This is a genomic window from Ancylobacter amanitiformis (assembly GCF_030814815.1).
Taxonomy (GTDB): domain Bacteria; phylum Pseudomonadota; class Alphaproteobacteria; order Rhizobiales; family Xanthobacteraceae; genus Ancylobacter; species Ancylobacter amanitiformis.
In genome coordinates this window covers 93,330-106,998 of sequence record NZ_JAUSVR010000006.1, presented here as the reverse complement: position 1 = coordinate 106,998, position 13,669 = coordinate 93,330, and the positions used below count along the sequence as shown (strand labels likewise).

Below are 13,669 nucleotides of genomic sequence, written 5' to 3'. Positions count from 1 at the left end.
TCGCCTGCCCCCTGGTCCTTTCAGGACAGCCCCGCCAGCAGGCGCGGCAAGGCGGCCTGCGTGGTGGCGAGGTCCTGCACGAGCGCGATGCGCAGAAAATCCTGTCCGGGATTGCCGCCGTCCGGCCCGCTGCGGCACAGATAGCCGCCGGGCACGGTGCGCAGCCCCTCGCGTTCCCACAGACGCCGTGCCGCCGCCTCGCCGCCGCCGAGCGCGCCGACATCGAGCCAGAGGAAAAAGCCGCCATCAGGCCGGCGATAGCCGAAGCGCCCGGTGAACACCGCGTCGGCGACGTCGACCTTGGCGCGGTACAGCGCGCGGCTGGCGCTCACATGCGCCTCGTCGGCCAGCGCGGCGATGGCCACATGCTGCAGCGGCTCGGGCACCTGCGGCGCGGCCACGTTGCGGAAATCGGCGAAAGCCTCGATGAAGCGCGCGTCGCCCGCGCAGAAGCCGCAGCGCAGGCCCGGCAGGCTGGAGCGCTTCGACAGCGAATTGAAGGCGACGACATTGGCGAAATCCGGCCCCGCCACTTCGAGAATGCCGGTCGGCGGCTCATCGCCGAGCCAGATCTCGGAATAGCACTCGTCGGCGAAGATCATCACCTCATGGGCGCGGGCCAGCGCGACCAGCTTTTCCAGATAGCCGCGCGGGGCGATGGTGCCCTGCGGATTGGCCGGCGAGGCGAAATAGAGCGCGACGGTGCGATCGAGCAGGCCGGCATCGAGCCGTTCCAGCACGGGTAGCCAGTCCGCGCCCGCCGGCAACGCCACGCTCTCGCAGCCGGCCGCCTCGGCGCCGGCGCCATAGGCGGCGTAGAAAGGATTCGGCAGCAGCACGGCCGGCGCCGCATCGCCGATCATCGCCCGCTTGCGCGGCGAGAGGCGCGCACGGGCCTGCAGCGCGGCGAAGAACAGGCCCTCGCGCGAACCGTTGAGCACCAGCACCTCGCGCTCCGGATCCAGCGGGCGGGCCAGCGCGTAGCGCCGGCCGAACCAGTCGGCGGCCGCGCGGCGGAACTCCGGCAGGCCCCTTCCCGCGGGGTAGCGGCCAAAACCGTCGAGATGGGCCGCCAGCACCGTGCCGACGAAATCGGGCATGGCGTGGCGCGGCTCGCCCACCGCAAGGCTGAGCGACGGCTTGCCCGGCGCGATGTTCGCCAGCAATTCGTTGAGACGGATGAAGGGCGAGCGGGCCGCGGGGCCGGCATCGACGGCCGGATCGCGTGCCAGCGGCACTTTACCCTCAGGACGGAAATCGGACACGTGGAGCGTCTCACCACAGAGTGCGGACTACGGGCGTTCGCCCACAATAGGCCGCGTGCGGTAAAGGCGTTCTTAACCATGCAGGCGCCGCGAGCGCAGGATCGGCCGCGACGCATTGGCGCGGGGCGCGGAGACGAGCGCCACGCCAATGAGAAACCCCGACGGGCGCGGGGCGCGGAGACAGGCGCCGCGCCAATGAGAAACCCCGACGGGCGCGGGGCGCGGAGACAGGCGCCGCGCCAATGGAAAAACCCCGGCGCGGGGACGGGGGCGGGCGCCGGCCCATGAAAAAACCCCGGCGCGAGCGCCGGGGTCGGGTCTCAGGCGGCGACGGGACGGCGCGGGCGAACCGCGCCGATCGCCTCAGCTGTGATAGGCGCGCTCGCCGTGCTCGACGATGTCGAGGCCCTCGCGCTCCTTCTCCACCGACGGACGCAGGCCAACGATGACGTTCACGATGAAGTACAGGATGGCGGAGATCACGCCGCACCACACGATGGTGGTCGCGACGGCCTGGACCTGCACCCACACCTGGTGGCCCATTTCGTAATCGGCGATGCCGGGGCCGCCGAGCGAGGGGGAGACGACGATGCCGGTGCCGATGGCGCCGATGATGCCGCCCACGCCATGGACGCCGAACACGTCGAGGCTGTCATCATAGCCCAGCGCGTTCTTCACCGTGGTGACGAAGAAGAAGCAGACGATGGAGGCGACGAAGCCGAGCACGATCGCGCCGATCGGGCCCGAGAGGCCGGCGGCGGGAGTGATGGCGACGAGGCCGGCGACCATGCCGGAGATCGCGCCCAGCATGCTCGGCTTGCCCTTGGCCAGCCACTCGATGAGCGTCCAGCCGACAATCGCGCCGGCGGTGGCGACGAAGGTATTCACCAGCGCCAGCGTGGTGCCGGCATTGGCCTCAAGGTTGGAACCGGCGTTGAAGCCGAACCAGCCGACCCACAGGACGCTGGCGCCGACCATCGCGAAAGGCAGCGAGTGGGGGGGCATCAGTTCCTTGCCATAGCCGGTGCGCTTGCCGACGATGATGCAGCCGATCAGGCCGGCAATGCCGGCATTGATGTGCACGACGGTGCCGCCGGCGAAGTCGAGCGCGCCGAGGCCGAACAGGTAGCCCTCGGAGAACCACACCATGTGGGCGACGGGGTAATAGACGAAGGTCACCCAGAGAATGCAGAACAGCATGATCGCCGAGAACTTGAAGCGCTCCGCGAAGGCACCGATGATCAGGGCCGGGGTGATGGCCGAGAAGGTCATCTGGAACGCCATGAAGACGTATTCCGGGATCTTCACGCCCTTGGAGAACGTGTCGGCCAGGCTTTCCGTCGTCACGCCGGCGAGGAACGCCTTCTCGAAGCCGCCGATGAAGGCGTTGCCCGAGGTGAAGGTGAGCGAGTAGCCGTAGAACACCCACAGCAGCATCATCACCGCGGCGATGACGGTCACCTGCATCAGCACCGAGAGCATGTTCTTGGCGCGCACGAGGCCGCCATAGAACAGCGCGAGGCCCGGCACGGTCATGAACAGGACCAGGATGGTGGAGAGCATCATCCAGGTGGTGTCGCCCTTGTCCACGGTCGCGACCACGGCGGCAGCCTCGGCAGTGGCCTCGGCACCGACCTGCGGCGCGTCCTGGGCGAAGGCGGCGGCCGCCACCAGCGCCGTGGTCGCCAGCACGGGAAGCCCCGCACGTATCCACTTCTTCATCGTCATGGGTTCAAAGCTCCGTCGCGTTCGGAAAATATCGGGATCAATAGCACTGGCTCAGAGCGCGTCGGCGTCGGTTTCGCCGGTACGGATGCGCACGGCCTGGTCGATCGCGTAGACGAAGATCTTGCCGTCGCCGATCTGGCCGGTCTTGGCCGAGGAGGTGATGGCGTCGATGACCTTGGCGACCTGGTCGGAGGCCACGGCCACCTCGATCTTGAGCTTCGGCAGGAAGCTCACCGCGTATTCGGCGCCGCGATAGATCTCGGTGTGGCCCTTCTGGCGCCCGTAGCCCTTGACCTCCGTGACGGTCAGTCCGTGCACACCAATGCCAGTGAGCGCATCCCGGACTTCCTCAAGCTTGAAAGGCTTGATGATAGCCATGACGATCTTCATGGTTCCTGTCCCCGCTTGGCCCCGAACCCTGCACAGCCGGTTCCGGGCGTTTCATTTCGGACTCGGCCAGGCAGGTCAGTGAAACCCTTGCGGTCAAGCCGAGCGGTAGGAATCAATTCGCGTGCCAACCCAGACGGGTGAAGCAAATTTACATTGCCGCACCCCATGGGGCGGAGGCGCCGCGTCAGCAGCCGGCTTAAATCTGGCCCGCCCCGGCGGCAGCGCGCTGCCCATTTCTTGGTCGGCGCCCTCGGTCAACCTTACGCGCCGCTAAAAAAGTGGCACAAGCCGATTAATTTTTGGTCATTCGCTGCCGGAGACCTTGCCGATCGGCCGAATCAGCCCTTCCTGGGCGACCGAAGCGACCAGCCGACGGCGCTCGTCATAAATCAGGCCGCGTGCCAGACCGCGCGCGCCGGAGGCGCTGGGACTATCCTGGACATAGAGCAGCCAGCCATCGGCGCGGAACGGCCGGTGGATCCACAGCGCGTGATCGAGGCTCGCGGCCTGAATCCCTGCGCCGAGCACGCTGGTGCCATGGACCAGCGTGGTGGCCTCCAGAAGCGTCATGTCGGTCGCATAGGCCAGCACGGCGCGGTGCAGATCGGGTGCATCCGGCAGGGTCGCGGCCGCCCGGAACCACACCATGCGGCGCGGCACGCTGTGCGTCTGGCCGAGCCCGATCGGCTTCAGCTCGATCGGCCGCGGGCGCAGCCAGTAATCACGCACCGGCGCGGGCAGGCGTTCCAGCACATCCGCCGCCAGCGCATCGAGGCCCGGAACGTCCTCCGGCGCGGGCACCTCGCCCTCCACCTCGGCCTCCAGGTCGATCTGGTGGTCGAGGCCCGGCTCCTCGCGATGGAACGACACGGACATGATGAAGATCGGCCGGCCGTGCTGGATGGCGACGGTGCGCCGGGTGGCGAAGCTGCGCCCGTCGCGCACGCGCTCGACCTCATAGAGGATGGGCACGCTCGGGTCGCCGGCGAGCAGGAAATAGGCATGCAGCGAATGCGCGGCGAGATCGACGGTGCGCTGGGCCGCCACCAGCGCCTGCGCCAGAACCTGCCCGCCGAACACGCGCGTGCGGAAGGGCCAGGATTCGGGAGGGTTCCGGCCACGGAACAGGTTGTCCTCCAGCGTCTCCAGATCGAGCAGCTGGAGGAGTTCGGCAGTGGTCGACATCGTGGCTCCGCCTTCCTGGCGCGCAGGGCAGGCCGGCGCGCCGCATTGTTCCTTGTCCGTAGCTAAGGCATATGATGCCCGTCAGACAATGCGCCGAGGCTGCGGGTGCGCGGGCGCGGACGCGGACGCGCGACACGGATCGGCGGGCGCCCGCGCCGGAGCGGCGGCGCGCCGCGCGGGTGGACAGGGGATCTGAGCCAATGACGGACACGGATGCACTCATCGCCGGCGGCGGCCTTGCCGGCCTGTCGCTCGCCCTCGCGCTGGAGCGCGGCCTTGGCGGCGCCCGCCTCGCCGTGGCCGACCCCGCCTTCGCCGCCCCCGCGTCGCGCAGCGCCGACCTGCGCGCCTCCGCCTTCGCCGCCGGGGCACGGCGGCTGTTCGAGACGCTGGGTGTGTGGGAGCGCGTGGCCGATGCGGCGCAGCCGATGCTCGCCATGGAGATCACCGATTCCAAGCTCGGCGATGCCGCCCGCCCGGTATTCCTGTCCTTTGAGGGCGATGTCGCGCCGGGCGAGCCTTTCGCCCACATGGTGCCCAATGCCGTGCTGCAGGACGCGATGACCGATCTGGCGCGCGAGCGCGGCATCGCGCTGCTGCCGACCGGCGTCGCCAGCTTCGCCGCCGGCCCGACGGCGAGCCGGATCGCGCTGAGCGACGGCACCATGGCGACGGCGCAGTTGCTGTGCGCCTGCGACGGCGGGCGCTCGAAGCTGCGCGCGCTCGCCGGCATCGGCGTGGTGGGCTGGTCCTATCACCAGTCGGCCATCGTGATGACGGTCGGCCATGAGCGCCCGCACGAAGGCAAGGCCATCGAGCATTTCCTGCCCGCCGGGCCCTTCGCGATCCTGCCGCTGACCGGCAACCGCTCGTCCATCGTCTGGACCGAGGCGAGCGAGACCGCCAAAAGCCTGCTCACCCTGCCGCGCGTTCTGCTGCTGGACGAACTGGAGCGGCGCTTCGGGCTGCAACTGGGGGCGCTGGAAATTCTCGACGAGCCGCAGGCCTTCCCGCTCGGCTTCCAGATGGCCCGCTCCTTCATCGGCGAGCGACTCGCGCTGGTGGGCGACGCCGCCCACACCATCCACCCGATTGCCGGGCAGGGCATCAACATGGGCCTGCGCGACGTGGCGGCGCTGGCCGAGGTCGTCACCGATACCGGGCGGCTCGGCCTCGACATTGGCGGGCCCGACATGCTGGCGCGCTACCAGCGCTGGCGGCGCTTCGACACGCTCACCATGGGCGCGGCGACGGATGGGCTGAACCGCCTGTTCGGCGTGCGCAACGATGCCGCGCGGCTGGTGCGGGATGTCGGCCTCGGCATCGTGGAGCGGCTGCCGGGCCTGAAGTCCTTCTTCATCCGCGATGCCGCCGGCATTGTCGGCGCGGCGCCGAAGCTGCTGCGCGGCGAGGCCCTCTGAGGCGTCGTCTCGACCGGCATGGCGTGCGATCCGGGGGCCGAACGGGCGTCGGGACGGGCACGCCTGCCCGGCGACCCGCCGTCTCGCGCCGGGCGCAGATGCGCCGATCGTCAGCGGCCGGCCATCTCGTCCTCGGTCAGCGGGCGCGCCTCGTCCGCCAGCATGATCGGGATGCCGTCGCGGATGGGATAGGCGAGCCGCGCCGCGCGCGACACCAGTTCGCGCGCGGCGCGATCATATTCCAGCGTGCCCTTGGTCACCGGGCACACCAGGATCTCCAGCAGCTTGGGATCGAGCTCATAGCCGGAACGGGAATGCGCGTGCGGGTGTTTCTCGGCCATGGTCGTGGTGAACTCCTTGTGTCGCCGGCACCGGCCAGCGGAGGCGGCCGGCACCGGGATTCGGCAATTTCCGCTATATAGCCCAGCGAGCTGACATTCTCACGTCACGCCCGCTCTCGCCCCGCCCGCCCGACCTCACACGTCCTCACCCTCACACCCGCCCGGCCGCATGAACCAGCCCTCGCGAAGCGCCCCGATGGATGCCTCCCCGCTCGATCTCGTGTTCGAACCGCGCCTGCATGGCGAGACCGTCCAGCAATGGGTGTTCCGCCGGCTGCGCCGCTCCATCATGAGCGGGCGCTTCCCGCCCGGGCAGGCGGTGACGATCCGCGGGCTTGCCGAGGCGCTGGGCGTCTCGGCCATGCCGGTGCGCGAAGCGCTGCGCCGCCTGGTCGCCGAGCGCGCGCTGGTGCTGCTGGACAATCGCCGCGTGCGGGTGCCGGAAATGACCGCGCGCCGCTTCGAGGAACTGGTGACGGCGCGCACGCTGCTGGAATGCGAGGCCGCCGCGCGGGCGATGGCGATCGCCGACGCGCCGTTCCGCCGGCGGCTGGTGGCGCTCAACCGCGCCTCCGATGCCGCGGTCGAGGCCAATGATACCGAGGCGATGATCGAGACCAACCTCGCCTTTCATGCCGCGCTCTATGGCGGGCGGCCGGACAATGTTCTGATGCCGCTGATCGAATCGGTCTGGCTGCAGATCGGCCCGTTCATGCGCATGGCGCTGGCCGACCTCGAGCGCTACTATCCGGTCGACCGCCACGCCGAGGCGCTGGCCGCGCTGGAGGCGAAGGACGAGGCCGCGCTGCGCCGCGCCATCGAGGCCGACATTCGCGACGGCATCGGCCATCTCCTGGAAAAGCTGACCTAGCCCCACCGGCACCACCGGCACCACCGGCGGCGCAGCCGTCGCCCGTTACACCGCCGCCGCGAATCGCAGCGCCGCGCGGCGCGTCTCGGCATGGAGCCGGGCGGCGGCGCCGAAGGCGGTGAAGATGCCGGAGGAGAGCCGGTCCTCCCAGAAGCGCCATTCGGGATGCCACTGGATGGCCATGTTGAAGCCCGGCGCATCCGGCACGCGGAAGGCCTCGATGGTGCCGTCCGGCGCGCGCGCCTCGACCGTGACGCCCGGCGCAAGGCGGGCGATTCCCTGCCCGTGCAGCGAATTGACCCGCCATGTCGGCGCCCCCGCCAGGCTTTCCAGCAGGCCGCCCGGCTCCAGCGCCACCTCGTGCACCGGCGCGTACTGGCCGTTGATGTCGAGGCTGGAATCCTCGCGGTGGTCGAAGCGGCCCGGCTGCTCATAGAGCTTCTGGAACAGCGTGCCGCCGAGAGCGACATTCATTTCCTGGAAGCCGCGGCACACGCCGAACAGCGGCACGCCGCGCTCCAGCGCCGCGCGAATCAGTGGCAGCGAAATATCGTCGCGATACGGATCGGCCGGCAGCGGCGGTTCGTGGGGCGCATCGCCATAATGCTGCGGGCCGACATTGGACGGGCTGCCCGGCAGGAAGATGGCGTCGACCGCCGCCAGCACCTCCTCCACCACCATGCGCACGGGCGCCATCGCCGCATCGACCGACGAGATCGTGCCGGGAATGAGCACGGGCATGGCCTGCGCGCCGCGCGCGACCGCGTAGATGTATTTCTCGGTGACGCCGTGCACGACATGGCCATCCCTGGCCTTGACGTCGCTGATCACGCCGATGACTGGACGCATGATGTCTTGATCCTGAAAACCGATCCTGCCGATGTGGGGCGGCACCCCGGCCGCTGTCAACGGCCTTGGCTCACGCGGAGGTCTTGGCTCACGCGAAGGTCCTGGCTCGTGCGGAGGTCTTGGCTCACGCGAAGGTCCTGGCTCGTGTGGAGGTTCTGGCTCGTGCGCGGCCTTGCGCGGCGCCGGTCGGCCACGGCGCGGCGGCGGCGCGGTGCCACCGGCCTGCCTTTGCTCGCGCGCTCGTGCGCTGAGGAATTTTTCCGGAAGATTTCCAAACGACGCCGAACATGTCAGAAAGCCGACTTCATGCCGACGGCTCCGTGCCTCCCGTCCGCAGGGGTTTCATGGTCTTCTCCTCCGTTACGTTTCTCTTCTATTTCCTGCCGGCGTTCCTGATCTGCTATTTCGCGGTGCCCGGCGTTCGCGCCAAGAACCTCGTGCTGCTGGCGTTCTCGCTGGTGTTCTACGCGTGGGGCGGGCTGGCCAATGTCGCGGTGCTGGCCGTCTCGATCGTGGCCAATTACCTCTTCGCGCTGGTCATCGACACCCGCTCGCAGCCCTGGCGGCTGCGCATGCTCGGGCTGGCGGTGGCGGCCAATCTGGCCGGGCTGATCGCCTTCAAATATGCCGGCTTCCTCGCCGAGAACCTCAACGTCCTGCTGGAGCCGACCGGCCTCGCATTGCCGGTGGTTCACCTCGCGCTGCCGCTCGGCATCTCGTTCTTCACCTTCCACGCCATTTCCTACCTCGTCGACGTGTATCGCGGGAAGGCGCGGGCCAATGGCCGGTTCGAGGAAATCGCCGTCTACATCACCATGTTCCCGCAGCTCGTGGCGGGCCCGATCGTGCGCTATTCCACCATCGCGCACCGCATCCGCGCGCGGCGGACCACGCTGGGCCGGGTATCGGCGGGCCTGCGCATCTTCGTCATCGGCCTGTCCTGGAAGGTGCTGATCGCCGATCAGGTGGCGCCCGTCGTCGCGGCGGTGTTCGACAACACGCCCGCCCCCAATCTCGCCGAGGCGTGGCTCGGGGTCAGCGCCTATGCGCTGCAGATCTATTTCGACTTCGGCGGCTATTCCAACATGGCGATCGGCCTGGCGCTGGCCATGGGCGTGAAATTCCCGCGCAATTTCAACCTGCCCTATGGCGCGCTGTCGATCACCGATTTCTGGCGCCGCTGGCACATGAGCCTGTCCAGCTGGTTCCGCGACTATCTCTACATCCCGCTAGGGGGCAACCGGCATGGCCATTGGCACACCGCGCTCAACCTGTGGGCGGTGTTCCTGCTGTGCGGTCTCTGGCACGGGGCGAGCTGGACCTTCATCATCTGGGGCGTCCACCACGGCACGTTCCTGGTGCTGGAGCGCACCCGGCTGGGCGCGCTGCTGAAGGCCGGGCCGCGCCTTGTCGGCCACGCCTATGTGCTGCTCGTCGTGCTGTCCGGCTGGGTCTGGTTCCGCGCCAACGGGCTGGACGAGGCCGGCGCGCTGTTCGCCGGACTGGTGGGGCTCAACGGCACCGGGCCGCTGGCGGTCTCCACTTCCGCGCTGCTGGCGCCGCTCACCATCGCGATGCTGATCCTGGGATGGCCGCTATCCATGTTCGGCCTGCCCCAGCCGGGGGCGAGGCGGATGGCGCCGCGGCTCCGGCAGGCGCTCTACGCCTTCACGGACACGGTCACGGTGGCGCTGCTGTTCGCGCTGTGCGTGCTGTCGGTCGCGGCGGCGACCTATTCGCCGTTCCTGTATTTCCGGTTCTGAGGGGGGAAGCCGCCATGTCCCTGCTGCTTGCCTTCCGCCGCTGGTGGGCCATCCTGTTCGTGGCGGTGCTGTGCCTGCCGGCGATCGGCCATTTCCTGCCCGATCTTCCCGCCCCGATGCGCACCGTGGTGGCGCCCGAGGCGCGCTGGTGGGAGGAGGCCAACAAGCGGATGGACCCTTATCTGAACAACACGTTCGGCTTCCGCGGCGCGGTGCTGGCGGCACACGGCGCCTATGTGCGCTTCATCGGCGCGCCGCGCGGTCCCTCGGTGCTGCGCGGCACCGATGGCTCGCTGTTCTATACCGGCGACCACGCGCTGGAGCAGAGCGTGGGCCAGCTGTTGCGGCCGGCCCAGGTGAGCCAGTTCGTCGACTGGGTGAGGAGCCTCAAGCGCGAAATCGAGCCGTGGGGCGGCCGTCTGGTCGTCGTCATCGCTCCCAACGCCCAGACGATCCAGTTCGACCACCTGCCCGATTATGCGCGCCGGCAGATGAAGCGGCCGACCGAGTATGACCTGCTCGACCAGGACCTCGCCAAGGCCGGCATTCCCCATGCCGACCTGCGTCCGCGGCTGCTGGCGGCCAAGGCCGACGCCCCGGTCTACTGGCGCTTCGACACGCATTGGAACCAGCGCGGCGCGCTGATCGGCTTCAATGCCGCGCTGGCGGCGATCGGGCGCGCCGACCTGGAAATCAACCCGGACGAGGCGCTCGGCCCGCCGGAGCCGCGCACGGATGGCGATCTGGTGCGGCTCACGGGCAATGGCACCAGCGAGCCGGCGGACGTGCAATATCCGGTAAAGCCGCCCGTCGCCGTTGACGCGGCGAGCCTCACGCCGCTTCCCGGCATCGCCCAGGCGCGCTCGCCGCGCTTTCCCTTCCCCCCGCTCGCCTTCGAGACCGGCCATCCGGGTCCGCGCATCATGGTGATCGGCGATTCCTTCACCTACGGGCTGTGGAAGGACTACCTCGCCTATCGCAGCTCCGCCTTCGTGTGGACGCATCACCTGTTCTGCCGCGGCGACCCGGCGCCGATCGCCCGGTTCAAGCCGGATATCCTGATCGTGGCGGCGGCGGAACGGCTGTTCCCCTGCCCGCTCAAGGTGCCCGAATGGGCCGAGAGCGAATTGCGGCGCTGAGCCGGGCGGACGGGCGCTGCCCCCAAGCACGCCCGTGCTTGCCGCCAGGGGGCTCGCGGCATTAGAAGGCGGGCGAAAGGATCCCGCCCATGTCCGCGCTCGATGCCTCGCTCGATGCCTCGCCAGACGCCTCCCCAGAGGCCTCCACTGCCGCTCCCGCCGCGCCGCCGCTCACGGCGGAGCAGTTATTCGCCCGTCTGGCGGAACTCGGCATCGACACACGCACCATCACGCATCCCCCGCTCTTCACGGTGGAGGATTCGCAGACGCTGCGCGGCGACATTGCCGGCGGGCACACCAAGAACCTGTTTCTCAAGGACAAGAAGGGCAACCTCTTCCTCGTCGTGGTCGAGGAGGAGGCCCGCGTCGATCTCAAGAACCTGCACGGCCCGCTGGGCGCCGCGAGCAAGCTCTCCTTCGGCAGCGCCGATCTGCTGGAGGAAGTGCTGGGCGTGAAGCCCGGGGCGGTCACCGCCTTCGCCCCGATCAACGATCGGCAGGGCCGCGTGACGGTGGTGCTCGACATCGAGCTGATGGCCTTCGCCGAGATCAACTGCCATCCGCTGGTCAATACCGCGACCACCACGATCGGCCGCGACGACCTGGTCCGCTTCCTGCGCGCGACCGGGCATGAACCCATCGTCATGGCCGTGCCGCGCCGGGCCGATACGCTGGAACAAGCCTGATGCCGCGCGCGGTTGCAGCGGTTGCATTCCCGGCGCGACGGACCATGTTAAGCGGCAAACAAGCGGTCAACACGACAAGCACTGCGAGGACTGTCCCATGTTGCTGAACCAGCCCGCCAACCCGGCCGAGAACGGGGCCGCCTCTCCCGCTGGCGACGATGTCGTGATCGACGTCACCACCCGGAGCTTCATGAAGGACGTGGTCGAGGAATCGCGCCAGCGCCCGGTGCTGGTGGATTTCTGGGCGCCCTGGTGCGGCCCGTGCAAGCAGCTCACCCCGATCATCGAGAAGGTGGTGCGTGGGGCCAAGGGCAAGATCCGCCTCGCCAAGATGAACACGGACGAGCATCCCGCCGTCGCCCAGCAGCTCGGCATCCAGTCGCTGCCCACCGTCTACGCCTTCGTCAACGGCCAGCCCATTGACGGCTTCATGGGCGCGCAGCCGGAGACGCAGGTGCAGGCGCTGGTCGACCGGCTGGTGGCCGCCGCCAGCGGTGGCGACATCGCCGAAGTGGTCGCCTCGGGCGAGGCCGCGCTCGCCGAGGGCGACCTTGCCGGCGCAGCGGAGATCTTCGCCGCCGTGCTCGCCGAGGAGCCCGCCAATGTGAAGGCCATTGCCGGCCTCGCGCGCACCCAGCTCTCCGGCGGACATGTCGAGGAGGCCAAGGCGACGCTGGCTCTGGCGCCGGAGACCGCGGCGAGCGATGCCGGCATCGCCGCCGTGCGTGCCGCCATCGAGCTGGAAGAGGCGGCGGCCGGGCTCGGCGACGTGCGCGAACTGGAGGCCCGGGTCGCCGCCAACGCGCTCGACCATCAGGCGCGGTTCGATCTGGCGCTGGCGCTCAACGCGCGCGGCCTGCGCGAGGAGGCGGCCGACCACCTGCTCGCCATCGTGCGCAAGGACCGCACCTGGAACGAGGACGGCGCGCGCAAGCAGCTGGTGCAGCTGTTCGAGGCCTGGGGACCGACCGACGAGCACACCATCACCGGCCGGCGGCGCCTGTCCTCCATCCTGTTCGCCTGAGCGGGGCCTCCCCGGCCTTATCCCCAGCGGCCGGCGGCGGGCTCAAGAGGTCGCGCGCGCCCGAGGCGCGCCGTCGCGTCCTCGTCCCGGCGCCGCGCAATTTCCCGCAACGGGCCGGACAGCGCTGTGGATTCAAACGTCGGGACATGCAAAAGCGCAGGGGCGCGGGCATGATCCTGTCCCCGGCGCCGGCCGGCAGGGCTATTCCGCGCTGCCGGCGAGCCAATTTCGGGCGTGTTTCTTTCAGGAGTGCCGATGCCCATCAACCGGCCCTATGGCGGTCCGTCGGAACTGCCGAGCCTCATCCCGCTGTTTCCGCTGGAAGGGGTTCTGCTGCTGCCGCACAGCCAGCTTCCGCTCAATGTCTTCGAGCCACGCTATGTCGAGATGATCGACGCGGCGCTCGCCGGCGGCCGGCTCATCGGCATGATCCAGCCGGCCTTCGATCTGGCCGGCCGGCCGCTCGACGGCGGCAAGGCGCTGGCCGGCGTCGGCTGCGTGGGGCGCATCACCGAGATCGCCGAGAGCGGCGACGGGCGCTATTTGCTGGCGCTGACCGGCATTGCCCGCTTCCGCCTCGTGAAGGAGCTTGAGGTCGGCACCCCGTTCCGGCAGGGCGAGGTCGATTTCGAGGCCTTCCGCGACGACTTCACCCCCGGCTTCGGCGCCGAGGCGGTGGACCGTGGCGCGCTGCTGCGCACGCTCGCCGACTATCTCGACGCCAACGAACTGGAAGCGGATTGGGAGGGCATCAAGAATGCGCCCAATGAGGCCCTGGTCAACGCGCTCGCCATGATGGCGCCGTTCGGCCCGCGCGAGAAGCAGGCGCTGCTGGAGGCCGCGACCCTCGCGGCGCGCGCGGAAATGCTGATCGCCGTCACGCAGATGAGCATGGCCCGCACCGCCGGCGAGGGCGACACCCCTTTGCAGTGACCCCGGGCGCCCTCCCCACCCACCCGCCGTGCACCGGGCAGGGGTGGTGAGGAACCGGTCACCTAAGGGGGGCG

Annotated in this window: 13 protein-coding genes; 7 read left to right on the top strand and 6 right to left on the bottom strand. The window is 69.4% G+C overall.

The genetic code is table 11. The features are described 5' to 3' along the window. Positions 1-20 precede the first annotated feature (20 nt). From QOZ99_RS11160 to QOZ99_RS11145, 4 genes are all read right to left on the bottom strand, one after another. Positions 21-1,238, bottom strand: coding sequence for an aminotransferase class I/II-fold pyridoxal phosphate-dependent enzyme (locus QOZ99_RS11160; protein WP_306890195.1), 1,218 nt, complete (start codon positions 1,236-1,238; stop codon positions 21-23). Positions 1,239-1,628: 390 nt separating this feature from the next. Next, positions 1,629-2,993, bottom strand: a complete 1,365-nt coding sequence (locus QOZ99_RS11155; RefSeq protein ID WP_306890037.1) for an ammonium transporter — start codon at positions 2,991-2,993, stop codon at positions 1,629-1,631. 51 nt (positions 2,994-3,044) lie between these two features. Next, the gene (locus QOZ99_RS11150; protein ID WP_183189043.1) at positions 3,045-3,383 is read right to left on the bottom strand and encodes a P-II family nitrogen regulator; all 339 of its coding nucleotides are present in this window, start codon (positions 3,381-3,383) and stop codon (positions 3,045-3,047) included. A gap of 303 nt (positions 3,384-3,686) precedes the next feature. Then, a complete protein-coding gene (locus QOZ99_RS11145; protein WP_306890036.1) occupies positions 3,687-4,568 on the bottom strand; it encodes an acyl-CoA thioesterase in 882 nt (293 codons plus the stop codon). A 200-nt stretch (positions 4,569-4,768) separates the two neighbouring features. Here QOZ99_RS11145 and QOZ99_RS11140 point away from each other — a divergent pair, with 200 nt between their 5' ends. Then, positions 4,769-5,989, top strand: coding sequence for a ubiquinone biosynthesis hydroxylase (locus QOZ99_RS11140; protein WP_306890035.1), 1,221 nt, complete (start codon positions 4,769-4,771; stop codon positions 5,987-5,989). A 110-nt stretch (positions 5,990-6,099) separates the two neighbouring features. Here the strand turns inward: QOZ99_RS11140 and QOZ99_RS11135 are convergent, their stop codons facing one another. Then, on the bottom strand, positions 6,100-6,330 hold the full coding sequence (locus QOZ99_RS11135; protein WP_306890034.1) for a Trm112 family protein: 231 nt from the start codon (positions 6,328-6,330) through the stop codon (positions 6,100-6,102). Positions 6,331-6,526: 196 nt separating this feature from the next. Between QOZ99_RS11135 and QOZ99_RS11130 the strand changes: the two genes are divergently transcribed. Beyond that, positions 6,527-7,201: a GntR family transcriptional regulator gene (locus QOZ99_RS11130; protein WP_306890033.1), complete on the top strand. Its 675-nt coding sequence runs from the start codon at positions 6,527-6,529 to the stop codon at positions 7,199-7,201. 45 nt (positions 7,202-7,246) lie between these two features. Here the strand turns inward: QOZ99_RS11130 and QOZ99_RS11125 are convergent, their stop codons facing one another. After that, positions 7,247-8,050, bottom strand: coding sequence for a gamma-glutamyl-gamma-aminobutyrate hydrolase family protein (locus tag QOZ99_RS11125; protein ID WP_306890032.1), 804 nt, complete (start codon positions 8,048-8,050; stop codon positions 7,247-7,249). 344 nt (positions 8,051-8,394) lie between these two features. On the opposite strand from QOZ99_RS11125, the gene QOZ99_RS11120 reads away from it, so the two are divergent. The 5 genes from QOZ99_RS11120 to QOZ99_RS11100 all read left to right on the top strand — a co-directional run bounded on the left by QOZ99_RS11120 (position 8,395) and on the right by QOZ99_RS11100 (position 13,595). After that, entirely contained in the window at positions 8,395-9,813 is a 1,419-nt protein-coding gene (locus tag QOZ99_RS11120) for an MBOAT family O-acyltransferase (RefSeq protein ID WP_306890031.1), read from the top strand. 14 nt (positions 9,814-9,827) lie between these two features. Further along, a complete protein-coding gene (locus tag QOZ99_RS11115) occupies positions 9,828-10,952 on the top strand; it encodes an alginate O-acetyltransferase AlgX-related protein (RefSeq protein ID WP_306890030.1) in 1,125 nt (374 codons plus the stop codon). An 89-nt stretch (positions 10,953-11,041) separates the two neighbouring features. Further along, positions 11,042-11,638 carry a prolyl-tRNA synthetase associated domain-containing protein gene (locus tag QOZ99_RS11110; protein WP_306890029.1) on the top strand — a complete coding sequence of 199 codons (597 nt, stop codon included), beginning with the start codon at positions 11,042-11,044 and terminating at the stop codon, positions 11,636-11,638. Positions 11,639-11,735: 97 nt separating this feature from the next. Beyond that, positions 11,736-12,662 (top strand): thioredoxin, encoded by a 927-nt coding sequence (gene trxA / locus QOZ99_RS11105; protein WP_306890028.1) that lies wholly within the window; start codon positions 11,736-11,738, stop codon positions 12,660-12,662. 255 nt (positions 12,663-12,917) lie between these two features. After that, on the top strand, positions 12,918-13,595 hold the full coding sequence (locus QOZ99_RS11100) for an LON peptidase substrate-binding domain-containing protein (protein WP_306890027.1): 678 nt from the start codon (positions 12,918-12,920) through the stop codon (positions 13,593-13,595). The last annotated feature ends 74 nt before the right edge of the window (positions 13,596-13,669 follow it).